Origin of the sequence: Micromonospora sp. NPDC050200 (assembly GCF_040656135.1) — a bacterium.
GTDB lineage: Bacteria > Actinomycetota > Actinomycetes > Mycobacteriales > Micromonosporaceae > Micromonospora.
The window spans coordinates 194,621-217,296 of sequence record NZ_JBFALG010000001.1 but is presented as its reverse complement, the minus strand read 5'-3'; the positions used below and the strand labels follow the sequence as shown (position 1 = coordinate 217,296).

At 70.3% G+C, this 22,676-nt stretch carries 23 protein-coding genes and 1 pseudogene; 8 read left to right on the top strand and 16 right to left on the bottom strand.

What is annotated here, in order from left to right; genetic code table 11:
- Nucleotides 1-4: 4 nt before the first annotated feature.
- Nucleotides 5-154: pseudogene (locus AB0I41_RS00930) on the top strand (IS630 family transposase); the annotation flags it as partial.
- Between the two features lie 101 nt (nt 155-255).
- Here AB0I41_RS00930 and AB0I41_RS00925 read toward each other — a convergent pair.
- The 6 genes from AB0I41_RS00925 to AB0I41_RS00900 all read right to left on the bottom strand — a co-directional run bounded on the left by AB0I41_RS00925 (nt 256) and on the right by AB0I41_RS00900 (nt 5,235).
- Complete coding sequence (locus AB0I41_RS00925) at nt 256-2,487, bottom strand: helicase-associated domain-containing protein (protein WP_357100195.1); 2,232 nt, start codon at nt 2,485-2,487, stop codon at nt 256-258.
- A 235-nt stretch (nt 2,488-2,722) separates the two neighbouring features.
- The gene (locus AB0I41_RS00920) at nt 2,723-3,343 is read right to left on the bottom strand and encodes an HAD family hydrolase (protein WP_357100193.1); all 621 of its coding nucleotides are present in this window, start codon (nt 3,341-3,343) and stop codon (nt 2,723-2,725) included.
- A 62-nt stretch (nt 3,344-3,405) separates the two neighbouring features.
- Complete coding sequence (locus AB0I41_RS00915) at nt 3,406-3,798, bottom strand: MmcQ/YjbR family DNA-binding protein (protein ID WP_357100190.1); 393 nt, start codon at nt 3,796-3,798, stop codon at nt 3,406-3,408.
- A gap of 18 nt (nt 3,799-3,816) precedes the next feature.
- Nucleotides 3,817-3,903 carry a hypothetical protein gene (locus tag AB0I41_RS00910; protein WP_357100520.1) on the bottom strand — a complete coding sequence of 29 codons (87 nt, stop codon included), beginning with the start codon at nt 3,901-3,903 and terminating at the stop codon, nt 3,817-3,819.
- Between the two features lie 211 nt (nt 3,904-4,114).
- Nucleotides 4,115-5,080: an N-acetylmuramoyl-L-alanine amidase gene (locus tag AB0I41_RS00905; protein ID WP_357100187.1), complete on the bottom strand. Its 966-nt coding sequence runs from the start codon at nt 5,078-5,080 to the stop codon at nt 4,115-4,117.
- Nucleotides 5,080-5,235: a hypothetical protein gene (locus AB0I41_RS00900; RefSeq protein ID WP_357100184.1), complete on the bottom strand. Its 156-nt coding sequence runs from the start codon at nt 5,233-5,235 to the stop codon at nt 5,080-5,082. Before AB0I41_RS00900 ends, AB0I41_RS00905 begins: the two co-directional genes overlap by 1 nt.
- A gap of 487 nt (nt 5,236-5,722) precedes the next feature.
- Between AB0I41_RS00900 and folE the strand changes: the two genes are divergently transcribed.
- Both folE and AB0I41_RS00890 read left to right on the top strand, forming a co-directional pair.
- The gene (folE, locus tag AB0I41_RS00895) at nt 5,723-6,316 is read left to right on the top strand and encodes a GTP cyclohydrolase I FolE (protein WP_357100181.1); all 594 of its coding nucleotides are present in this window, start codon (nt 5,723-5,725) and stop codon (nt 6,314-6,316) included.
- An 18-nt stretch (nt 6,317-6,334) separates the two neighbouring features.
- The gene (locus tag AB0I41_RS00890) at nt 6,335-7,588 is read left to right on the top strand and encodes an FAD-dependent oxidoreductase (protein WP_357100179.1); all 1,254 of its coding nucleotides are present in this window, start codon (nt 6,335-6,337) and stop codon (nt 7,586-7,588) included.
- Between the two features lie 59 nt (nt 7,589-7,647).
- On the opposite strand, the gene AB0I41_RS00885 is transcribed toward AB0I41_RS00890, so the two are convergent.
- From AB0I41_RS00885 to AB0I41_RS00845, 9 genes are all read right to left on the bottom strand, one after another.
- Nucleotides 7,648-8,292, bottom strand: coding sequence for a hypothetical protein (locus AB0I41_RS00885; RefSeq protein WP_357100176.1), 645 nt, complete (start codon nt 8,290-8,292; stop codon nt 7,648-7,650).
- A 38-nt stretch (nt 8,293-8,330) separates the two neighbouring features.
- On the bottom strand, nt 8,331-8,852 hold the full coding sequence (locus tag AB0I41_RS00880) for a GNAT family N-acetyltransferase (RefSeq protein ID WP_357100173.1): 522 nt from the start codon (nt 8,850-8,852) through the stop codon (nt 8,331-8,333).
- Nucleotides 8,849-9,844 carry an oligopeptide/dipeptide ABC transporter ATP-binding protein gene (locus tag AB0I41_RS00875; protein ID WP_357100170.1) on the bottom strand — a complete coding sequence of 332 codons (996 nt, stop codon included), beginning with the start codon at nt 9,842-9,844 and terminating at the stop codon, nt 8,849-8,851. Before AB0I41_RS00875 ends, AB0I41_RS00880 begins: the two co-directional genes overlap by 4 nt.
- Nucleotides 9,844-10,815 carry an ABC transporter ATP-binding protein gene (locus tag AB0I41_RS00870; protein ID WP_357100167.1) on the bottom strand — a complete coding sequence of 324 codons (972 nt, stop codon included), beginning with the start codon at nt 10,813-10,815 and terminating at the stop codon, nt 9,844-9,846. The genes AB0I41_RS00875 and AB0I41_RS00870 overlap by 1 nt, the downstream gene beginning before the upstream one ends.
- A complete protein-coding gene (locus AB0I41_RS00865) occupies nt 10,815-11,975 on the bottom strand; it encodes an anhydro-N-acetylmuramic acid kinase (RefSeq protein ID WP_357100164.1) in 1,161 nt (386 codons plus the stop codon). The genes AB0I41_RS00870 and AB0I41_RS00865 overlap by 1 nt, the downstream gene beginning before the upstream one ends.
- 11 nt (nt 11,976-11,986) lie before the next feature.
- Nucleotides 11,987-12,886, bottom strand: coding sequence for an N-acetylmuramic acid 6-phosphate etherase (murQ, locus tag AB0I41_RS00860; protein ID WP_357100161.1), 900 nt, complete (start codon nt 12,884-12,886; stop codon nt 11,987-11,989).
- A complete protein-coding gene (locus AB0I41_RS00855; protein ID WP_357100158.1) occupies nt 12,883-13,773 on the bottom strand; it encodes an ABC transporter permease in 891 nt (296 codons plus the stop codon). The genes murQ and AB0I41_RS00855 overlap by 4 nt, the downstream gene beginning before the upstream one ends.
- 34 nt (nt 13,774-13,807) lie before the next feature.
- The gene (locus tag AB0I41_RS00850; RefSeq protein ID WP_357100154.1) at nt 13,808-14,776 is read right to left on the bottom strand and encodes an ABC transporter permease; all 969 of its coding nucleotides are present in this window, start codon (nt 14,774-14,776) and stop codon (nt 13,808-13,810) included.
- Between the two features lie 62 nt (nt 14,777-14,838).
- Nucleotides 14,839-16,386, bottom strand: coding sequence for an ABC transporter substrate-binding protein (locus AB0I41_RS00845; protein ID WP_357100151.1), 1,548 nt, complete (start codon nt 16,384-16,386; stop codon nt 14,839-14,841).
- Between the two features lie 204 nt (nt 16,387-16,590).
- On the opposite strand from AB0I41_RS00845, the gene AB0I41_RS00840 reads away from it, so the two are divergent.
- Nucleotides 16,591-17,661, top strand: a complete 1,071-nt coding sequence (locus AB0I41_RS00840; RefSeq protein WP_357100148.1) for a serine hydrolase domain-containing protein — start codon at nt 16,591-16,593, stop codon at nt 17,659-17,661.
- Nucleotides 17,662-17,819: 158 nt separating this feature from the next.
- Nucleotides 17,820-18,611, top strand: a complete 792-nt coding sequence (locus AB0I41_RS00835) for an NAD-dependent deacylase (RefSeq protein ID WP_357100518.1) — start codon at nt 17,820-17,822, stop codon at nt 18,609-18,611.
- A gap of 216 nt (nt 18,612-18,827) precedes the next feature.
- Here AB0I41_RS00835 and AB0I41_RS00830 read toward each other — a convergent pair whose 3' ends face one another.
- A complete protein-coding gene (locus tag AB0I41_RS00830) occupies nt 18,828-19,340 on the bottom strand; it encodes a PH domain-containing protein (protein WP_357100145.1) in 513 nt (170 codons plus the stop codon).
- Between the two features lie 427 nt (nt 19,341-19,767).
- Here AB0I41_RS00830 and AB0I41_RS00825 point away from each other — a divergent pair, with 427 nt between their 5' ends.
- From AB0I41_RS00825 to AB0I41_RS00815, 3 genes are all read left to right on the top strand, one after another.
- Nucleotides 19,768-20,058, top strand: coding sequence for a hypothetical protein (locus AB0I41_RS00825; RefSeq protein ID WP_357100142.1), 291 nt, complete (start codon nt 19,768-19,770; stop codon nt 20,056-20,058).
- A gap of 105 nt (nt 20,059-20,163) precedes the next feature.
- Complete coding sequence (gene pdxY, locus AB0I41_RS00820; protein ID WP_357100139.1) at nt 20,164-21,015, top strand: pyridoxal kinase PdxY; 852 nt, start codon at nt 20,164-20,166, stop codon at nt 21,013-21,015.
- Between the two features lie 276 nt (nt 21,016-21,291).
- The gene (locus AB0I41_RS00815; protein WP_357100136.1) at nt 21,292-22,476 is read left to right on the top strand and encodes a hypothetical protein; all 1,185 of its coding nucleotides are present in this window, start codon (nt 21,292-21,294) and stop codon (nt 22,474-22,476) included.
- Nucleotides 22,477-22,676 lie beyond the last annotated feature (200 nt).

The window sequence follows — 22,676 nt, the reverse complement described above, 5'->3', positions numbered from 1 at the left end:
GGCACTCCGGGGCGTGATGCGCCGCCGCAAACGCGGTGCCCACAGCCTGGCCGCGCTCAGGTCGATCCGCGCCGCCCGCCCGGACGGCGCCCCGATCTACGTGATCCTGGACAACCTGTCGGCGAACAAGACCCCGCAGATACGGGCGTGGGCTGGCGGCAACATGGAGGCGCTTGCGGCGTTTGCGGACGACTGCCCGGAGATGATCGAGGTTCCGGCGCGCAGCCAGCCCGCCGCACTGGCCTCCTGCCAGGGTCAGTTCGCGATGAATTCACCGCCTCGAAGAGCGTCGCGGGCAACGACGTTGCTCAGCAGGCGACGGGCGAGGTCCGCAGGCTCGCTGGTGGTCAGCGGGCCCGGCTGTGCGGGGATCAGGTCCATGCCGAGTGGGTCGGTTTCGTCGACGTTGTCGAACAGGTCCGCGAACAGCTCGTCCAGCGCACCTGGATGCGGTGATCCAGGGCGCGACAGGAGCGTCGTGACCACATCGGGGGCCCCTGGTAGCGGTACGGCTCGTTGCCGGGTGGGGCGTTCCACCGCCACGGTGCCGTCGGGGCGTTCTCCGACGGGTGCGTAGCCGGCGTTGCGGAGCGCGGCCAGGGTTTCCGCGATGGGGGCAGTGCTGGCCAGCACGGTCGGTGCGAGCAGCGTCAGGCCCAGTGTGCTCAGTGAGCGGGCGTGCAGGATCTCCTTCAGTAGCACCGGATCGTCGCTGCGCAGGCAGCAGGCGACCGGCCGGACCCGGATCGCGCCGTGCCGCCGTGCCGTGTCGCTGATGAGGTATGCGAGTGGTTGCGGCACCCGGGCGCCGGCGGCCCGGTCCCGTAGGGCGGTGAGCAGCTCGGTCTCGCTGCTGCCCGCGTCCAGTGCTCGGCGTACCGAGGCGGGGGTGAAGCGCCACGTCGACGCGCCACCGCGGGTTTCCCGGTCGGCTGCCGCGTCCAGCAGCGCCGTGAGCGTCCGCGACGGGGTTCCCACGACCACGGCGGTCAGGTCGGCCTGCAGCAGGACGGTCTCTTCCGCCGGCGGTAGCAGCCGACCCAGCACGGTCGCCAATTGCTCAGGCTGGTCCGCAGCGAGCGCCCGGCCGAGATCGGTGACTGCTCCGTGGGCAACCGCTCCCAGCAGTTGGGCCTCCCGCCACACGCCGTCGACCAGACCGGTGGTGTCGTCGAGATGGTCCAGCAGCAGCGGGTTGCGCCACCGGGTGAGCGTGATGACGGCCTGCACGTCGGCAGCCGCGACACCGGGCGGTAGCTCCGCGCTCACATTGAGCACTGTGGCTCGCACCAGGGGGATCGCCGCGCTGTCCGCCGGTTGGACCAGGGCGGGCGCCGGCTGTCCCGCGCCGGCCGGTTGGTGAAGGGGCGCGCCCTCGCTGGACAGCCAGCCCACCAGCAGTCCGGTCAGCTGCTCCGCGGGTTGCTGGTCGCACCAGGCGTCGTACTGCTCCGTCGGCAGCAGGCCCGCCTCGGTGGGTGCCAGCAGTCCGGTGCTCATCGCGAGCTCCAGCCACAGCCGGACGTGGTCCGCGCTGTCGCCGATGGCCTTGGCGAGCCGGCGCAGCTCGCGTACGCCGACCCCGCCGGTCTTGAGGGGTGCCACGGGTGTCCGGCCGCACTCCTCCAGCAGGTTCACCATCCGGGCGAGCGCGGTCGCCGCCGCCGAGGCGGATTCCCGCTCGACGGACTCCCCGTCAACCAGCCTGGTCGGTGCGGACGGCGGCGCCGGGTCGAACGGGAGCCGGTAGTCGGGACCACGCAACGCCAGCGCGACCTCGCAGGGCATCTGCAGGGGCGCGCCCCAGTGGGTGCCCACGTGGATCAGTGCGTGCTCCACCGCCCACTGCGCCGGCCCCGTCCGTCGGCCGTAGCGGTAGGTCGGCTCGTCGAGGTATGGGCCCTCCCAGGCGAGTTGGTGGAGCAGCTCCTGAGTGTCCGCGGGGGCTGTGGCGCTGATCTTCCGGACGTTCGCACCATCGGCCAGCCAGGCGGACAGGTTCCGTACCATGACGGCTTTCTGCGTGCCCGCGGGCACGCCGAGCGTCCGGGCGATCCGGCGCAGGTCATCGGCGCGCTGCTCGGCGAGCAGCGCGGACAGCGGCGCCCCGAGACCCAGTGGGCACGGCCAGACATGCCCCAGCGGTACGGTACGCAGTCGGTCACCGTCCGGCCAGGCGATGGCGACCTCCCCCAGCCGGACGAGCGTGGCGTCCAGGTCGGCGTCGTCGGTGGCCACGCCGAGGGCCGCTGCCAGCTCTGCGCGGTCGCATCCATCGCCCAGTGCCGCCAACGCCTCGGCGATCTGCAACTCCGGTCGGCTCAGTCCGAGCAGCGCGACGCCGATGAGCGGCGCAGCGCTCAGTCGATCGGCCAACTCGGTCATCGTCGCGGGCTCCGGCGGCAGCAACACCTCCGGCCGTCTGGCGATCAGGTCACCCAACTTCTCAGGCGCCATACCCGCCAGGTGGGTAATGAGGCTGCGCACGCGGCAAGCTCCGTTTCCTCGTGGAGGCGACGAAACGACGTTACGGCAGGCTGCCGGGAACCCGGGCACCACCCCGCCGGCAGGATGGTACGACCGCGCTCGCGCAACCTCCGCAGGTGACAGGCTGGCAAAGCCTCGACCCGGCCGGCAACGCGGTGCCCGGCCTACGGCACGCCGACACGCCGGAGGAGGCGGTCGCCGTCGCGCTGCGTCCGCCGGGATGACCAGGGATCGATCAGTCGAGCAGCGACAGCAGATCTTCGGGCCGGCCGGCGGCCAGGTCCGCCAGCTCCTCGGCGTCGTACTGGTGACCCCAACCGGCCGCCACCGCCACGGCGCCGCTGCTGCGGGCGGCCCGCAGGTCGAGCGGCGAGTCACCGACGTACGCGACGCGGTGGGTCGCGAGCCCCAGCATCCGGCAGGCCAGCCGGACGCCGTCCGGGTGCGGCTTGGGCCGCGGGACCTCGTCACCGCCGAGGACCACCCGGAAGTGTCGGCGGAGGCCGGCCCGATCGAGCAGGATCTCGGCGGCGCGGTGGCTGGCCCCGGTGAAGAGACCGACCGGCACCCGGGCGGCGACGTCGGCGAGCACGTCGGTCACCCCGGGATAGACGGTCACCTGCTCCGCGAGCGTGGCCAGGTGGGCGTGGTAGCTGGCGAGGTCCGCGTCGGTGGCCGGTCGCCCGAGCAGGTGGGTCAGCAGCGCGGCCGGTGGGCCGAGCGAATAGCCGGCGATGATCTCGGCGTCGGAGAGGAACGGTCCGCCGCCCGCCACGACGGCGGCGCGGTACGCCGCGGGCACCACCGCGTGGGACTCGATCAGCGTGCCGTCCATGTCGAAGACGATCCCGTGCACCCGCGCGTGCCCTTGGTGCTTGTATGAAGTCCGATCTGGTGAACCCGGACGCGGGGGAGCGCTCACCGGGTCTCCGCCCGGTGGGCGGCGGCGAGCCGCTTCGGGGCACGGGCATACCACGCCTCCGTGATCAGCTCGGTCAGCTCCTCGGCGTTGATCCGGTCGAGCCGGAACAGCACCGCGGGGCAGCCGTCGAGATGCGGGGTGGTGAAGTGGACGGTCGGGTCGTCGGCGAGCAGCGTCTCCTTGGCGCCCAGGTCGGGCACCCGGACGCCGAGGATCGGGCCGTCGGGGGCGCCGTCGCCGAGGGCGTCGAGGTCGGCGCGGCGCAGCGGTCGTTCCCAGACGAAGGGCTTGTCCCGCACCCGCCAGGCGGGCAGGTGGTCGTGGGATTCGCGCTCGGTCATCTCCGGCAGGGCGAGCGCGATTCGGCGTACGTCGTCCCAGGTCGCCATGGGCCGACGATAGTCGGCTCAAGCGGTGTGGCACAGGACTTCCGCGCCCGACCGGCCGCACGTGCCGAGGCTGCGCCAACGGCGCATCCCGCTGTCGTCGAGCAACAGCCAGCCGCACGCGGGATCGGGGCAGGTCCGGATGGGGATCGCGCCGGGCCAGCTCGACGAGCCGGGTCACCGCGACGTCGTCGACCAGCCCGACGTGACCGGCCCACACCGCCAGGGTTCGGTAGCCGCGCAGCCACCCGGCGCCGGGCGGCGGCGCCGGGTACTCCCAGCCGGCGAAGGTGTTGCAGAAGTCGAGCCGTGGCCCGGGTCAGACCCGGGTGAGTCGAACGGCGTCGGCAATGATCAATCCGCTGGCCGAACTCCACCGGCTCACGGCCACCCGGTTGGCGTCGCCGGCCGGGAGCGCGAACGTGCCGAGGGAGCGCCACTGTCCACCGGTTGCCCGCTGGTCCACGTAGACCGTCCGGTTGCCGGTCGTGGTGGCGACGATGTACGGGGTCGCGCCGTTGTAGCCGGAGTTGGCCGGCCACCAGGCGTCGACCCGGTAGTCGCCCGTCGCCGGGACGTTGAACTTGTACCAGGCGGCGTCGCTGGCGGTGACCGGGTCCGCGTAGTGATAGTCCGCCCCGTAGCGCTGCCCGGAGTACGACGAGACACCCCAGTTGGCGCTGGCGGTGAACCGGCCGGCGGTGGCGTTGTCCACCACCGAACTCCATGCCGTCCCGCCACCGGCCATCTTCGCGGCGACGTCGGCCCGCATCACGTTCAGGTCGATGAAAGACGGGTCGATCTTGCCGGTAGTGCTCGTCTCCCGGTGGCCCCGGGCGTAGCTGGCGTCCTTGCCGAGCCGGGTGAGCACGGCGGCGGTGGCGGCGATCGACGCGTTGTACTGCGCCGCCGTCATCTCCTGGTTCACCCCGTTGTAGTCGATCTCCCAACCGATCATCAGGGTGTTACCGTCGCCGGCCGGGATCGGCCCGCTGCCGCCGCTGGTGCCGGCATGGTTGCACCGGCCGGCCGAAATGACGTGGAAGACCCCGTGATAGTCGACGAGAGCCTGGCAGAGCGGCCCGGCCAGGTCGGAGCGGCCGTTGATGCAGATGTCGAGTGCCGGGTGCGGGTTGCTGGCGCTGGAGGTTGCTGCGGTGTGGTGCCACAGGACACCGATGGGATCGAAGGAACCGGGGCGCATCCGGTTGAGCCAGTCGCCCTCGACGACGACCTGGACGCCGGCGGCCCGCAGGACGTCCACCAGCCAGGGGATGGTCGCCATCAGGACCGTCCGAGCAGATCGGCCAGGCACTCGATCTTGGGCGCGGCGTCTGCCGGGGCGGGTCGGACGGTGGTGGCCAGGGCGGAGGCGGTCACCAGTGCAGGGATGCCGAGCAGAGCCCGACGCCGCAGACGGATGGATCGTGTTGTTGCCATGGAGCTCCTTCAGCTGTGGCAGCGGGGCCGAGGGATTGATGATCGCGATGACGGGCAGGCTATATCGTTACAACCGTCTATGTCGATACCTTTCGTCGTCGGCGTTGCGGCTGAAGGAATTTGGCATCTCGGACCAGGCTCCTGCGTAGGGGACGCGCGGATCGGGCGCCGGGAGCGCCCGGTTGCTCCGCTGTTCTCAGGCGAATGGGCCTGAACCCTCCACCTGCGCCTCGAGCCGCGGGAGGTGCTGCATCACCGACGAAACCTGCACTGGCGGTACGGCGTAGCCGCGCCGGTCGTGGGTCACCGGATGATCCAGGCAGAATTTAACCAACGCCCGCTATTGAAATCTCGAATCCGAGGGTCCAGGATGGCGACATAAGGGAAGGACCTCGGGGAGTACGCGCGGCGCAGGCGAACAGCCAACTGCGTCGCCCGTCCATGGTCCCGGCGCGGCTCACCGCGCTCGGCTCGGAGGGTAGTTGACGTGACCATCGCACCGGCCCAACGTCGGGTCGACCAACAGCCGGCGCGCGACCTGGCCGCCGCCGAACAGGCCGCCGCGCGGTTTCTGGCCGCACTCGGCATCGACCTGGACTCCGAAAGCCTGCGTGACACGCCCGGCCGAATGGCCAGGGCGTACGCCGAACTGCTCACCGCGCGTCCGTTCGACCTGACCACCTTCCCGAACGACGAGGGTTACGACGAACTGGTGCTGGCCCGGGCCATCCCGATCCGGTCGGTGTGCGAACACCACCTGTTGCCGTTTGTCGGTGTCGCGCATGTCGGCTATCTGCCGGGCGACCGGATCCTCGGGCTGTCCAAGCTCGCCCGCGTCGTGGAGCTGTTCGCCCACCGTCCGCAGGTGCAGGAGCGGCTGACCAAGCAGGTGGCGGACTGGCTGGCCCTCGAACTGGCTCCCAAGGGCGTCGGGGTCGTCATCGAGGCGGAGCATCTGTGCATGACGTTGCGCGGCGTGCGGGCCACCGGCGCCACCACCGTGACATCCACCCTGCTCGGGACCCTGCGCGACGACGCCCGCTCCAGGTCCGAGTTCTTCTCCCTCACCGGAGCCCACTGACCCGAATTGGAGAGCGGGATGGAAAGCAGCCCCACGTTCGTCATCGTCGGAGCCGGCCTCGCCGGTGCCAAAGCCGCCCAGACACTGCGGGAGGAGGGCTTCGACGGCCGGGTGATCCTCTTCGGTGAGGAACCCGAACGGCCGTACGAGCGGCCACCGCTGTCCAAGGGACTGCTGCTGGGGACCACAGCGCGGCGCGACGTGTATGTGCACGACGCCGGCTGGTACGAGGCGAACGACATCGATCTGCGTACCGCGACCCGGGTCACCGGCATCGACCGCGCCGCGCGCCAGGTCGTCCTGGACGATGGCGAACGGCTCGGATACGACAAGCTGCTGCTGACCGCCGGCTCGACGCCCCGCCGCCTGGATGTTCCCGGCGCCGACCTGGACGGCGTGCTGTATCTGCGCACGTTGGCGGACTCCGATCGGATCGCCGGAGCCCTCACCGACCAGGCCCGCCTCGTGGTGATCGGTGCGGGCTGGATCGGTCTGGAGATCGCCGCCGCCGCCCGCCAGCACGGCGCCGCCGTGACCGTGGTGGAAACCGCCGACCTGCCGTTGCAGCGGGTCCTCGGAGAGGAGGTCGCCCGAGTCTTCGCCGACCTGCACCGCTGCCACGGCGTCACCTTCCACTTCGGCGTCGGGGTCCGACAACTGCGGGGTACCGGGCGGGTGTCCTCGGTGCTGCTGACCGACGGCACCCCACTGCCTGCCGACACGGTCGTCGTCGGTGTGGGCATCCAGCCCAACGTGCAGTTGGCCGAGGCGGCGGGCCTGAAGGTGGACAACGGCATCGTCACCGATGCACGGCTGTTCACCTCCGACCCGCACATCTACGCGGCGGGTGATGTGGCCAACGCCTACCACCCGCTGCTGGGCCGGCACATCCGGGTGGAGCACTGGGCGAACGCGCTCAACGGCGGCCCGGCCGCGGCGCGGTCCATGCTGGGCCAGCAGGTCGAGTACGCCCGATTGCCGTACTTCTTTTCAGATCAGTACGACCTTGGGATGGAGTATTCGGGGTGGGTGGCCCCGGACGGTTACGACCGGGTGGTGTTCCGCGGTGATCCGGCGGTGGCGGATGGCAGGGCACCGGAGTTCATGGCGTTCTGGGTCAAGGACGGTCGGGTACTGGCCGGGATGAACGCCAACGTGTGGGACGTGACCGACCAGATCCAGGCGCTGGTGCGTGCCGGCCACGGGGGCAGGGCAGTCGACCTGGCCACGCTTTCCGACCCGCGGGTGCCGCTCGGCGATCTTCTGAGTTGAGCAGCGGGTCCGGCCTGCGGCCGACCTGCTGGTGAGCGTGGGCGCAGCGGCTGGGCGGGTCAGGCCGGATGGATCTGTACGCAGCAGGCGCCGGGGCTGGGGGCCAGCCGCGCGCGGAGGTCCGTCCGGTCGAGCCCGTCGAGCAGGCCGGCGATGAAGGCCTGGTTCAGGCCGCACACCAACTCGGTCTGCTGGGCGGCGAGTTCGTGGAAGGGGCAGTTCCGCAGCCGGATCACCTTCTCGTCGTCGGCCGGTTCGAAGCCGAGTTCGGCCAGGACGGCCGCGACCGGCCCGCCACCGTCGACCTGACGACCGATGGCCACGCCCCGCTCCTCTGCCAGGCGTAGGGCTGCCGACCTGGCATCGGTGGGATCTTCGGCGACGGCCCGGGCGAGGATCTCGCCGATCAGGTCGTAGCGGCGCTCCGGAATGGTCAGCGAGATGCAGCCGGGCACCGCCTCGTACACCTTCGGCGTTCTGCCACGGCCGCGCGGCTGGTCGGTCGGCGCCTCGTACCGAGCGTGCAGCAATCCGGCGTTGACCAGCTTGTCGAGGTGAAACGCCGCCAGGTTACGCGAGATGTGCTGTGCCTCGGCGGCCTCGTCCCGCGTCACCGGGTGGTCCTGGCTGCGGACGTAGTCATACAACGCCCGTCGTACCTGGTCGACGAGGGTCGTCACCGCCTGCCACGGGGCCGTTGCCATGCCGGAAGGTTATCACTAGCAGATGTTGTTGAAATTCTCTACGTGGGCGTGATCGCCGGCAGGTTCCGGCGCAGCCGCACCTCCGGCTCGCCGTACGCCTCTTCGACCCGGGTGCCGCCGTCAGGCGTCCAGCCCTGCGCCGCGTAGAAGGCGCGAGCAGCATGGTTTCCCGCGAACACCCACAACGTCGCCGTGGCGTAACCGGCGGCCCGCAGCTTCCCTGCTGCGGCGTGCAGCAGCGTCCGACCCAACCCGAGCCCCTGGGCGTCCGGGTGCACGTACAGGCTGAACACATGTCCGTGACGCGCGTCGTCCGGGTCCGCGCCGAAGCGCACAACGCCGCGAACCCCGTGACCTGTCACCTCGGCGACGAGCACGCCGTCGGGCGCAGCCGCGAGGACGCGTCGCCACAGCGCCACCGCGCTCGCCTCGTCGTAGCCGGCCAGTACCGGCGGTGGCAGCAGGTCCTCGTACGACCGGTGCCAGCAGGCCAGGAAGACGGCGCCGGCGGCGTCCGCGTCGGCCGCCACCGCCCGGCGAACCCCCACCGGCGCGGTCACGAGCCGGGCGGTGCGAGCTGCGCCGACCGGTCGGTCACCCGCTCGGCGGCCACGTGGCAGGCCACCTGGCGGCCGGAACCCAGCGGAAGCGGCAGCAACGCCGGGTCGAGCCGCCGGCAGGAATCCTGCGCCAGGGGGCAGCGCGGGTGGAACGGGCAGCCGGACGGCGGGGCGGCCGGGTTGGGCACTTCCCCCGAGACGGTGGCCTCGATCGGCTGGGAGAGCTCCGGGTTGGGCGCCGGTACCGCGGCGCACAGGGCGGAGGTGTAGGGGTGCCGAGGGTCGTCCAGCACCGACTTCCAGTCGCCGATCTCGACGACCCGACCGAGATACATCACCGCGACCCGGTCGCTGAGGTGCCGCACCATGGCCACGTCGTGGCTGATGAACACGTAGCTGAGGCCCAGTTCGCGGCGCAGGTTGACCAGCAGGTTCATGATCTCGGCCCGGACCGAGACGTCGAGCGCCGACACCGGCTCGTCGAGCAGCAGCACCCTCGGCTCCACGGCGAGGGCCCGGGCGATGCCGACCCGTTGCCGCTGCCCGCCGGAGAGCTCGTGCGGGTAGCGGTCGGCGAACCCCGCGCCCAGCCCGACCATCTCCAGCAGCTCGTCCACCCGCCGCTCGCGCTGCCGGCCGTCGGCGAGCCGGTGCACGGCCAGCACTTCACCAAGAGCCTGGCCGACGCGCAGCCGCGGGTTGAGCGAGGAGTACGGGTCCTGGAACAGCATCTGAATGTGCCGGCGCTGCTGCCGCAGCGCCGGGCCCCGCAGCTCGGTCAGGTCCACCCCGTCCAGCTCGACCGTGCCGGAGGTCGGGTCCTCCAACCGCACCAGCAGCTTGGCCAGGGTCGACTTGCCGCAGCCGGACTCGCCGACGACACCGAGGGTCTCTCCGTCCCCGACGGTCAGCGAGACCCCGGCGAGGGCGTGCACGACACCGTCGCCGCCCCGCACCGGGTACTGCTTGACCAGATCGGTCGCCGTGAGCATCAGTTCCTCCACTCGTGCGGGGGCACCCAGCATGCGGCCCGTCCCTGCATTCGCGTCTGCAGCGCAGGGCGGGTCGCGCACGCGTCGACGGCCTGCGAGCACCGCGGCCGGAACGGGCATCCTTCCACCGGGTCGGTAGCGGTCGGCGGCCGTCCGGGGATCTGGGTCAGCGGCGGCCGGTCGTCGTCAGTCGGGTCGGGCAGGGCGGCCAGCAGCGCCTTCGTGTACGGGTGCTGCGGAGCGCTGAACACCTGCCGCACAGGCGCGTCCTCGACCACGTGGCCCGCGTACATCACCACGACCCGGTCGACCAGGCGCGCCACCACACCGAGGTCGTGGGTGACCCAGATGGTGGTCATGCCGAGTTCCCGGCGCAGTTCGTCGATCAGCGCCAGGATCTGCTGCTGGATGGTGACGTCGAGCGCGGTGGTCGGCTCGTCGGCGATGAGCAGCCGGGGGCGCATCGCCAGCGCGCAGGCGATCATCACCCGCTGACGCATCCCGCCGGAGAACTCGTGCGGATAGGCCCGCGCGGTCCGGCTCGGATCGGGGATGCCGACCCGGGCCAGCAGATCGAGCATCCGCCGGCCCGCCTCGACCTTCGGCACGCCATGCGCGGTCATCGCCTCGATGACCTGGTCGCCGACGCGCATCAGCGGGTTGAGCGACGTCATGGGGTCCTGATAGATCATCGCCGCGTCGTTGCCGCGGATCGCGCGCAGCTCCCGCTCGGAGAGCGCGGTCAGGTCACGGTCACCGAGCCGCACGGTCCCACCGGAGACGTGCAGCGGCTCGGCGAGCAGGCCCATCACGGCCAGCATGGTCAGCGACTTGCCGGAGCCGCTCTCGCCGACGACGGCGACGGTCTGCCCGGCCTCGACGGTCAGGTCGACCCCGTGCACGATCTCCCGGTCGACGCGGCCGGACCGGGCCGAGACGCGCAAATCCGCAAGCTCGAGAAGGGCGGTCATCAGAAGGCTCCGGTCAGGCGCAGCCCGGTGGGGGCGGTGGCCAGTGGTTCGGGCAGGCGCAGCGGGGCGGCGCCGGGCACGATGGCGCCGAGGACCCGGGCGCCGGTGGAGCCGGTGCACGACGGTACGGTGGCGGGCAGGCCGTGGGCGGTGTGCCAGCCGATCAGCGCGAAGGCGACAGCCTCCTTGGTGTCGGTCGGCGCGCCGAACTCGTCGGTGGTCGTGACCCGAACCCCGGTCAGCCGCTCCCGCAGCATCCCCATCAGCGTCGGATTGGCGCATCCCCCGCCGGAGGCGACGAGGGTGTCGACCTGGTGGCGGCGTACCTGATCGGCGATGGTCTGCGCGGTCAGCGCGGTCAGGGTCGCGGCGATGTCCGCGTCCGACAGACCGGGGTGCGCCGTCAGTGCTCTCTGCAGGTAGTCGGCGTGGAACAGTTCCTTGCCGGTGCTCTTCGGCGGGTCCAGCCGGTAGTACGGCTCGGCGAGCAGTTCGGTGAGCAGGCCGTCGTCCACCCCGCCGCCGGCGGCGAGGCGACCGTCCTCGTCGTACCGCAGCCGGCCGCGACTGGCCCGCACAACGGCGGCGTCGATCAGTGCGTTCGCCGGCCCGGTGTCGTAGGCCACCGGGCCGCCCCCGTCGATCGGCCGCAGCACGGTCATGTTGGCGATGCCGCCCAGGTTGAGGCCGGCCGGCCGGCCCGGCAGGTCGGACAGCAGCATGACGTCCATCATCGACACCAGCGGCGCACCCTGACCGCCGGCGACCACGTCCCGCACCCGGACGTCGGCGACGACCGGGACCCCGGTGCGCTCGGCGATCCAGGCCGGCTGCCCGATCTGCAGGGTGCCCCGCACCTGTCGCCCCTGCACCCAGTGGTAGACGGTCTGTCCGTGGGAGCAGATCAGGTCCACCCCGCCGGCCCGCTCGGCCGCGTCGGCGGCCACCTCGGCGAACGCCTGACCGATCAGCGTGTCCAGCTCGCACGCCTCGGCGAAGGTCAGCGCCGACGGGGGCAGGGCCCGCATCAGCCGGACGCGCAGGTCCTCCGGGTAGGGCGAACTCCCCGCGTAGTCGACGGTGCCGTGCAGCACACCGTCGCGCAGCGTGAAGCCGACGGCCGCCACATCGATGCCGTCGTGGGACGTACCGGAGATCATGCCCAGGACCTTCACGTAGTCGCCTCCAGCGCTTCACGCAGCCGACCACCGCTCGCGGCCAGCCGCTGGCGGGGGTCCGCCACCGAGCCGTCGAGCAGGAGGATCGCGGTCTTGACATCGAGGTCGGCGCGGTCGAGGGCCGCCTCGGCGTCGGCGCGGGGGACACCGGTGACCCGCCGGATGATGCGGACCGCCCGGTCACGCAGTTTGACGTTGGTCACCCGCAGGTCGACCATGAGATTGCCGTACGTCTTGCCCAGCTTGATCATCGAGATCGTCGAGATCATGTTGAGCACCAACTTCTGCGCCGTACCTGCCTTCAGCCGGGTCGAGCCGGCCAGCACCTCGGGGCCGACGAGCACCTCGATCGCGGCATTGGCGGCGGCGCTCAGTGGTGTGCCGGCGTTGCAGGACAGCCCGACCGTCAGCGCGCCCCGCGCGCGGGCCGCCCGGACCGCCGCCAGGACATACGGGGTACGGCCGCTCGCCGAGACACCGACGACCGCGTCGGCCGGCGTGACCGCGCATTCGGCGATCACCGCCGCGCCGGCCGCCTCGTCGTCCTCGACGCCCTCCTTGGCCGCGAGCAACGCCTCGCTGCCGCCGGCGATGACGGCGCGCACCAGTTCCGGTGGGGTGCTGAACGTCGGTGGGCACTCCGACGCGTCGAGCACCCCCATCCGGCCGGCGGTGCCCGCCCCGACATAGAGCAGCCGACCGCCGGCCGCCAGCCGGTCGGCGATCCCCTCGATGGCTGGCACGATCTGCGGCAGCGCGGCACGCACGGCGCCGGGCACTGTCGCGTCGGCGTCGTTCATGACCGCCGCCAACTGCGCGACCGACGCGGTGTCGAGGCCGGCGTACCGGTCGTCGACCTGTTCGGTCAGCAGGTCACCAAGGCGATCCATCATGAGTTGCGTCCATTTCTCGGGTCGAGGGCGTCGCGCAGCCCGTCGCCGAGCAGATTGAGCCCGACCACGAAGACGACGATGACGGCGCCCGGCGCCGCCAGGTTCCACCAGGCCGTACCGGCCAGAATCTTGGCGTCGAACACCATCGACCCCAGCGACGGCGCGGGTGGCGGGCTGCCCAGGCCGAGGAAGCTCAACGCGGCCTCGGTGAGCACCGCCCACGACAGCGACAGGGTCACCTGCACGATGACGATGGCGGCGAGGTTCGGCAGCAGGTGACGTACCAGGATCCGCCACGTCGGGATGCCGAGCACCCGGGCCGCCTTGATGAAGTCGGTCTCGCGCAGCGACAGCACCGGCCCGCGGCTGACCCGGACGAAGATGGGCACATAGACGATGGCGATCGCAATCGCGATGGTCAGCCAGTTGCGGGTGAATGTGGCCGCGAGGGTCAGCGCGAGCAGCAGCGGCGGGAAGGCGAAGAGCACGTTTGTCACGGCCAGCACCGGCCCGCGTACCCGGCCGCCGTAGAAGCCCGCGCAGATGCCGGCGGTGGTGCCGACGAGGGCGGAGAGGAAGACCGCGACGACGGCCACGCGCAGTGAGTTGCCCACGCCGGCCAGGGAACGGGAGAAGACGTCGCGGCCGAACTGGTCCGTGCCGAACCAGTACCGGGCCGACGGCGCCTGCAGACGGGCCTGCGGGTGCTGGGCGATGGGCTCGTACGGGGTCATCCCGAGCAGGGCGGTGACCGCGGCGGCGACGACAAGCGCCACCAGCACCGCGCCGACCAGGCCGGCGGGGCTGCGTAGCAGTCGCCGCCACGCCGCCGTGCGGGTGGGCGGTGTGGCCAGCGGCACCTGCTGCCCGGCCACGGCGGCGGTCATGCCGGTCCTCCGCGGCGTTTCGTGCCGTGCTGCCTCATGCGGCACGCACCCGGGGGTCGATGACCCGGTAGAGCAGGTCGGTGAGGAGGTTGACCACGACGAACGTGGTCGCGATCACCAGAACGGTGCTCTGCACCACGGCGTACTCCTTCTGTTGGATCCCGGCGAGGACCTGCCGCCCGAGGCCCGGCACGGAGAAGATCTGCTCGACCACGACGGCGCCGCCGAGGAGATAGCCGAACTGGATGCCGGCCATGGTGACGATCGGGTTCAGGGCGTTGTGCAGCACGTGGCGCACCCGCAGCCGCCATGGTGCGACGCCCTTGCCACGGGCGGTGCGGACGAAGTCCTGGGTCTGCACCTCCAGCAGCGCCGACCGTGCGGTGCGCATGATCGGGGCGGCGAGGCCGAAGCCGAGGACCAGCGCCGGAAAGAGCATCTGCTGAAGGTTCAGCAGCGGGTCCTGGGTGAGGTGCGCGAAACCCTGGGCATTGGGGTTGTAGTGCGCGTACCTGGAGATCAGGGTGAGCAGGGCAGCGCCGAGGAGGAAGTTCGGCACGGACAGGGCGGCCAGGCCGACGAGCTGGCCGAATCCGTCGCGGATGCCGTTGGGGCGTGACGCCGAGAGCATGGCGAGCGGCACCCCGATCAGCAGCCCGATGATGGTGGCCAGGACCGCCAGCTCCATCGTGACCGGCAGGGCGTTCGCGGTCATCTCCAAAACGGAGGCTCCGGCTCGGCGGGAAAAGCCGAGGTTGCCGGTGAGCACATTGCCCAGCCAGGAGAAGAACTGCAGGACCAGCGGCTTGTCCAGGCCGTAGTAGGCGCGCAGGGACTCCTGCTGCTCGGCGCTGAGCCCGGCGGCCTCGGTGCCGAGGGTGGCGGTGATCTCGTCGCCGGGAATCGCCCGCAGGGTGGTGAAGACCAGCACCGCGACCCCGAAGAGGGTGAGCACCGTCTCCACGAGTCTGCGGGCCAGCGGGTGACGTGCGACGGACCGCACCGGCACCTCCTTGAGTGAGGGTCCTGCCGGGCGGTGCGTGCACCGCCCGGCAGGTCGTGCGGTCACTGCAGCGAGATCTCGCGCAGGTTCTGCAAAGAGCCGTTCGCCATTGGCGTGAAGCCGGAGACGCCCTGGGTGGTCGCGGTGTAGCCGTAGCTCGAGAACAGCCACACCCATGCCGCGTTGTCCTCCAGGTGTCGGGAGACCTGGGTGTAGATCTCCTTTCGCTTGGCAGGGTCGGTGGTCGCCTTGCCCTCGGCAAAGAGCTTGTCCAGCTCCGGGGAGGAGTAGCCGGCGACCTTGTTCAGGTTGCCGCTGCTGGTGAAGTAGCGCCCGTACATGCCGTCGGGGTCCGGTCGGCCGCCGTTGAGCGCCACGGCCGCGCTGAAGTCGGCGGCGACCCACTTGTCCACGTACGCCCCGGACTCCAGCGTCTGCAGGTCGAGGGTGATGCCGGCTTCCTTGAGCTGGGCCTGAAGGTTCTGCGCCTCGTTGACGGAGGTGGCGTACTCGCCCTGGGAGACGATCGCGGGGATGGTGACGCCGTTGGCGAGGCCGGCGCCGGCCAGCAACTGCTTGGCCCTGGCCACGTCCCGCGTCGGGCAGGGGCGAGCGTTGGGGTCGGACTTGTACGCCGGGGAAGTGATTGGTCCGGTCATTTCGCCCTCACCGAGGGCGGCGGTGTCCAGAACCTGCTTGCGGTCGATCGCGCAGGAGATGGCGAGCCGTACGTCCAGCTTGTCCAACGGCGCCTTGCGGGCGTTGAGCTGCAGCACGTGGTACGACAGGCTCGGCGTCTTGGTCAGCTTGAGCCCGCTGCCCTCGGCCGACCTGGCCACCAGCGGATCGTCGAGCGTGGCGAACTGGACGTTGCCCGACTGCAGGGCCGCGACGACCGACGTCTGGTCCGGGATGATGCGGAACTCGAGGCCGCTCACCTTCGGCCTGCCACCCCAGTAGTCGCCGTCGGCGGTCAGCTTCACCGACTGGCCAGCGGTGCGGCTGTCGAACTTGAACGCGCCGGTGCCGTTGGGCTTCTGGCCGACCATATCCGAGGTGTCATCCTTGGACAGCATCGCCAGGTTGGTGGTGGCGAACCCGGCGAGCAGGCCCGCGTCCGGTGCCGCCAGGTGCAGCACGACGGTCTGCGGGTCGGGTGCGTCGACCGACTGGATGGACTTGACCGTGGCCGCAGCCACCGCCGCGGTCTCCGGCTTCTGGATGCGCTCGAGCGACGACTTGACGTCGGCGGAGCTGAACGGCTTGCCGTCGTGAAACTTCACGCCCTGACGGAGCGTCAGGGTGAGCGCCTTGTTCTCGTCGGCGTACTGCCACTTCTCGGCCAACCCGGGCTTGACGTTGAGGTCGCCGTCGAGTTCGGTGAGCGTGCCGTACATCTGCTCGAGCAGATGTACGGCCTGGAACTGGGTGGCCTTCCACGGGTCGAGCGTGTTGGGGTCGGCGGTGTAGCCGACGACCAGCGTGCCGCCGCCGGTCGACCCTTCCTTGCCGGGTGTGCCGCTGGAGCAGCCCGTCGCGACGAGGGCGGCGGCCGCGACGGCCACCAGACACCTGGTCGCTGGTGAGCTCAGCGCGCTGGGGAGCTTCACGTTCCTTCCCTCCGGTATGCCACGGCCGCATCGCCGCGAGTGCCGCAGGCGCCGAGTTCGCCGCCGCCGTCGGCGGCGGCCGTACGCCCGGCGACCGAGTATCAAGGGGTAACGGAACGCTGTCAATAGTTTCCGGCGTACGGGCGCGAGGTGAAAGAAGTTGCCGGCTGCGCTATGGTGCCCTCTGTGTCCAGACTGAAAACAATGCTGGTCAGCGGCTTGGAACGCGGACACCGGCCGCTCTACAGCGCGGCCGTCGCACTGATCCAGCGGGGCGGCCACCCCGCCGACCGGGTTACTGTCGGTCACCTGTCCCGGTATGCCGACGCGGACGGCGCCCTGGTCGCACCGGAGACCCTCCAGCCCGCACTGGAGTCCACGATCTTCGACCTCGCCTCGGTGACGAAACTGTTCACCACGGCGGTCCTGCTGACCCTCGTCGACGAGGGCACGACGAACCTCGATGAGCCGATCGCCGGATGGCTGCCCACCTTCAGCCACGGCGAGCGACGGCGAATCACCCTGCGCCACCTGCTCACCCACACCTCCGGGCTGCCGGCGTTGCTGCAACTGTGGACCGACTGGCCAGACCAGGCCTCCCGAGTCCAGGCGGTGCTGCGCGCCCCACTGGTCAACCGACCCGGCGAAACCTTCGAATATTCCTGCGTGGGATTCATGGTCGCCGGACTACTGGCCGAGCGGATCACCGGCCACCGGCTGCCCGACCTGGTGAACGAGCGGGTCTGCCGGCCCCTGGGACTGACCGACACCGGCTTCCTGCCGGAACCCGCACGCGCGGCCCGGGCCGCTGCCACCGAACACCAGCCCCACATCGGCCGTGGCCTGCTGCACGGCAGCGTCCACGACGAGAACTCGTGGTCCCTCGGTGGGACCGCGGGCAACGCCGGGTTGTTCGGCACCGCCGCCGACGTCGCCCGCTTCGGCGAGATGCTGCGGCAGGGCGGCGCCATCGACGCGGTCCGCGTCCTACGCCCGGACACCGTGGCGGAAATGACCCGCGATCAGCTGCCGCCGGCCATCGACCCGGGCTTCCGGCACGGCCTCGGCGTACGCATCGGCGACCCGGCCTGGATGGGCACGCTGGCGACGGCCGGGGCCTTCGGCCACACCGGTTTCACCGGCACCTCCCTCCTGGTCGACCCCAGCCGGGACCTCGTGGTGGTCCTGCTCACGAACCGCGTACACCCCAGCCGCGAATGGTCTGACATCGCGGAGGTCCGACGAGCCGTGGCCGAGTTCGCCGCGGACACCTGACCGGCGCGTCGGCGAGCATCCGTCGGGCACCGTCACGCACGATCTCGTCGATCAACGACCCACCGGCCGTGGCCGGAACCGGTGCGGTCGCTGGGGTGGGGTCTTGCTCGCAGCGGTTGCGTGCCGGCCGTCGTATCGTGATGGCAGGATCTCCCCATATGGAGAGTGTTCTGCCGCATCGAGCTGCTCGGTTCCTCGGCGACGCCCGCCGTGTTGTCATCTTCACCGGCGCCGGGATCTCAGCCGAGAGCGGCGTGCCCACCTTCCGTGACGATCTCACCGGCCTGTGGGCGCGGTTCGACGTCCAGCGGCTCGCCACTCCGGAGGCGTTCCACGCCGATCCAGACCTGGTCTGGGGCTGGTACGAATGGCGGCGCAGGCGGGTACGCCGCGCCGAACCCAATCCCGGGCATCTGGCAATCGCCACCATCGAGGCCCGGGTCCCCGGCAGCACCGTCATCACCCAGAACGTCGATGACCTGCACGAGCGGGCCGGAACCGGGGCTGTGATCCACCTGCACGGCAGCCTCTTCGCGCCCCGATGCGTGACGGTGGCGGCTCACCCGGCAACCTTTCAGGACCCACAGGACGGCGATGCCGTAGAGCTGCACGAAGGCCGCCGGATTCCGCCGCCGCGGTGCGCGTCCTGCGCAGCGCTCGTCCGCCCGGGCGTGGTGTGGTTCGGTGAGGCACTGCCCGAGGCGGCGTTGACCGCAGCGGTCGAAGCCGCCGCCACCTGCGACGTGCTCCTGACGGTCGGCACCTCCGGCGTCGTGTACCCGGCCGCCGAGATCCCCCGCATCGCGGCACGCTCCGGCGCCACCGTGATCCAGGTCAACCCGGAACCGACCCCACTCGACCAGGTCTGCGCCATCAACCTGCGCGGCACCGCGGCACAGGTTCTCCCGGCCCTGGTCGCAGCCGCATGGGAGGCAACCGCCGAGAGATAACGGCGGCGGGCGGCGTCCCGGCTCACCTCCGCAATCACAAGCGACCGGCACCCACCGGTGTGTCAGATCACCACCCCCGGGATCTGGGGGAGACGTCTGCACCTCCGATATCGCTCAGGCCAGCTCCCCAACAGCGGCAAGAGCAGCAGTCGGGGAGCCCCGTCGACTGCTCGAGGTAATTCCCTGACCTCTTCGGTGTGAAGGAACAAACGCACGCTATTGACCTGCGCCGTCAGTACGGTCGACCTGCGAAAGCAGTCCGTCGTCGCTGCTCGTCCGTTCGTGTCCGTACCCGTCGTCACCCAGTTCGTCACCCTTCGAGTGCTGTGCCTCAAGCTCCGTCGCCACCCACACTCGTTGGTGCTCACGGGCGCGCCGTTCGAGGTAGTCAGCGACGGCGTCCGCTCGGGTTTCACGCCCAAGCCAGCGGCTCAGGTTCGACTTCTGAGGCGCGGGAGCCACCACTCGACTGCCATCAGCACAGGTGATGGTAATTCCGTAATAGCCCGCGTCACACTGCAAAACGGCTGACCATGGAACGCGGATCGTGCGCCACTCCCTGCGCAGGATTAGTCCTGCCGGACCTGCAGACAGCCGAGGATGGAATATTCGCCGCCACATCACGAATCCCATCAAGCCGTAAGTCGCCCCGATGGCGAGCGGCGCGAGCAGGTCTCCGTCGGGCGCAGTAGCTTGCCAAACGAAGAACATCACCACCACTACGGCCATGCCGCCGATCAACAGTCCGGCTAGGGTCCGCGTCGCGAGACCTAGTCTCCATACCCGCACCTCCTCCAAGTCGCTCGGCAACCCCGACCCCCATCTGTCCGACTCGAACACAGCACCGACACAGGGTCCCCGCGACACCCGTGGCAACATCATCGTCTATCGTCGCTATCCCAGCTCCCAACCGGGTTCGTCAGCGGCCCGACGACGCAGGTCTGCCAGCGACAGGGCTCATCTGCGCAACCTTCTGCTTTAGCCGGCGTCGCTCAATTGCTAGTTGACCAGGGCGTAGTCCCGGTTGAGCCGTGCTCGTTGGTGGAACCAGCGTGCACGGGCTTGACGACGGGGCCGGACGTGCGTGTCGCTCTGCCGAGTGCCTCACAGCCCGAACCCGGGGCCGAGCCGACCGGCGGCGCATGCTGGGCGCGCGGTGCGTGCACGGGCTGACCTGCTGGGACGGCTGTGGTCGTGTTTCGCCCGGACGCAGACGTGGCAGCACGCGGGCAGGTACCTGTCGGCGTTGGTCAGCGAGATTCCCAAGCGCAACGGGTGGACGATCGCCGAGCATGCCGGGGACCGCACGACTGACCGTACGCAGCGGCTGCTCAACCGGGCGGTGTGGGATGCGGTGGCCGCGATGGGCCAGGTCCGCCGGTTCGTGGTCGCCGGCCTGGACGCGGCGGCGCGCCGGGCGCGGCGGGCCGCCACGATGGGGTCGTAGACCCGTACCCGCGGTCCCGTCATCGAAGGAGGGCCCGGAGTGGGTCACCCCGACAGAACGGCGGGCAGTACGTGTGGCACCGGCGGGAACCGCCATGATGAGCAGGTGAAGATCCTGTCCATCCAGTCCTCGGTCGCTTACGGCTACGTCGGCAACTCGGCGGCCGCCTTCCCCCTTCAGCGGCTCGGGCACGAGGTCTGGCCGGTACTGACGGTCCACTTCTCCAACCACACCGGGTACGGCGCGTGGCGCGGACCGCTGCTGGCGCCGGCCGACGTGGCCGAGGTGGTCGCGGGTATCGCGGATCGCGGGGTCCTCGGCAGCGCCGACGCGGTGCTGTCGGGCTACCAGGGTGACCCGGCGATGGGCGCGGTGATCCTCGACGCGGTGGACAAGGTCAAGGCAACAAACTTGAACGCGGTGTACTGCTGCGACCCGGTGATGGGCGACGCCGGCCGCGGGATGTTCGTCCGGCCAGGTATCCCGGAGTACATGCGGGACATCGTCGTCCCGCGCGCGGACATCATCACCCCGAACCATTTCGAGCTGGACTTCCTCGCTGGCCGTAGGACGAACTCGCTGACGGAGTTGCTGGAGGCGGTCGACGTGGTCCGCGAGACGGGGCCGCGGCACGTCCTGGTCACCAGCGTGCTCCACGGCGATGTGCCGGTGGGCTCGCTGGAGGTGGTGGCCGTCTCGGAGGAGGGCGCCTGGGCGGTGACCACGCCGCTGCTGCCGATCAACCCGAACGGCGGCGGCGACGTCACCGCGGCGCTGTACCTCGCGCATCTGTGGACGACGGGCTCGCCCGCGACGGCACTGGAACGCACCATCGCCTCCGTCTTCGCCGTCCTCGAGGCGACCCTCGCGGCGGGCACCCGGGAGATCCAGCTGATCGCGGCACAGGACGCGATCGCCGAACCGCCAGCTAGGTTCACCGCCCGGCGGCTGCGCTGAGGCACGTTCCTTCGGGGCCGTTACCGGCGCGCTCACCGCCGGGGGCATGGTCTCCCCGACTCGGTGGGCGGCGGGTCCGGTAGGGGGTCGACCGCTAAGCGGGGCCTGACCAGCTACGCCAGCAAGTAGCGCGGTCGCAGTTTTGGGCGTACGAGCACTACGCTTCACGCCATATCCGGAAAGCCGAAGGCCGGCGCGAAAACAACGGCTGGAAGCGCGGTCCTCAACCGGTCGCCCGAAAATGCCCCTCATGTGTCCGAAGCGACGTGGAGAGACATGACCAAGAAGATGCGAGGTTTGGCCGCTGTCCTGCTCGTTGCCCTTTCTGCCGCGATGATCATAGGAAGAATCACCGGTGCGAGCCCGTTCGAAATCAACTTCGGGGCAGCGTGGCCCAAACTTGGAGCTATGTCCGACCCGGATCTGACGAACAACGGGCCGACGGCCGCAGCGGCTGATCTATTCAGCGGGACGGCAATCCTGGCCCAGCCGAGCGGGTCCCCGTTTCCCGACGCCATCGGCGGTCACGCCGAGAGCACCTCGGTCATCTGGAACGGCCAGTACCTCATGTATTACCGGACCTTCATCAGCCCGACGGGGGCCACCTGCTCCATTCCGCAAGGCGTGGCGATGGCGACTTCGAGCGACAGCGGAGCCACTTGGGCGCCGGTTAACGGAGGACGTCCGTTGCCTGCCCTGCAGACGGTGCAGCAGGGCCAGAGTTGCAGCTTTGACGACAGCGTCGAAAGCACGTGGGTGTACGCACCCGACGTCATCGCCGACGGATCCCGCCTGGTAATGGTGTTTGAGCAGCGTGACCACGACCCGAACTACGTCGCTCCCGGGCAGGGACGGAGCTTGCACTCCATTCGATACGTCACCAGCACCGACGGGCGCAACTGGTCGAACAGCACGCTTCTGCTTCGACCTGGAGCGGTCGGTGCGTGGGACGATGAGATCGGGACGCCCGACATCGAAAAGGATGGGACCGGCTACATCCTGACGTTCCACGGGCACGACGCGACTGGGCGTCTGAAGCAGATGCGCGGGGTAATTTGGCTCGACGCGCTGGCCGGTGAATACACCGGCGTCCGCCAGAAGATCAACTTGTCGCCGACGCCGGACTGGGCCAACTTTGGAGTAGGCAGGGCGGACATGACTCGCGGGCCTGACGGCTACTGGTACATCGTCTTCGAGGCCTTCTCGGGCGCCAGCGGAGAGTGCGGTCGTACGGACACCAAGACGGTGGTCGGCATCGCGCGTAGCACCGACGCCGTCACCTGGTCGGTGGCACCGACGCCATTGATCTACGGTCGCGACGGGCTCAGCTGCGGTTACGACATGCCCTCTTGGCAGATCCTCGGCAGTGTTCGAAGCATCGTCACGCCCAACGACCCGCCGGAGGGCGGCAGCCTGGTGCGCTGGAACATTGTCGGCAAGGTAGCGCTGGGGGAGCCGTAACCTCCGTTCGTGCCGGGCATGCCGCGATCTTCGGGATCACCGTCGGTGGTGGCATCGTGCGCTCACTGTCCACGTACGAACTGACGATGCCCTCGTAAAGCCGCTGAACACGCGGAGGTGGCCTCGCGCCACGCGTTGAACTCGCCCGACCGGCCACTCGTCTACATCTGCATCCGCGGCTCGGGACAGGATCAGGGCTG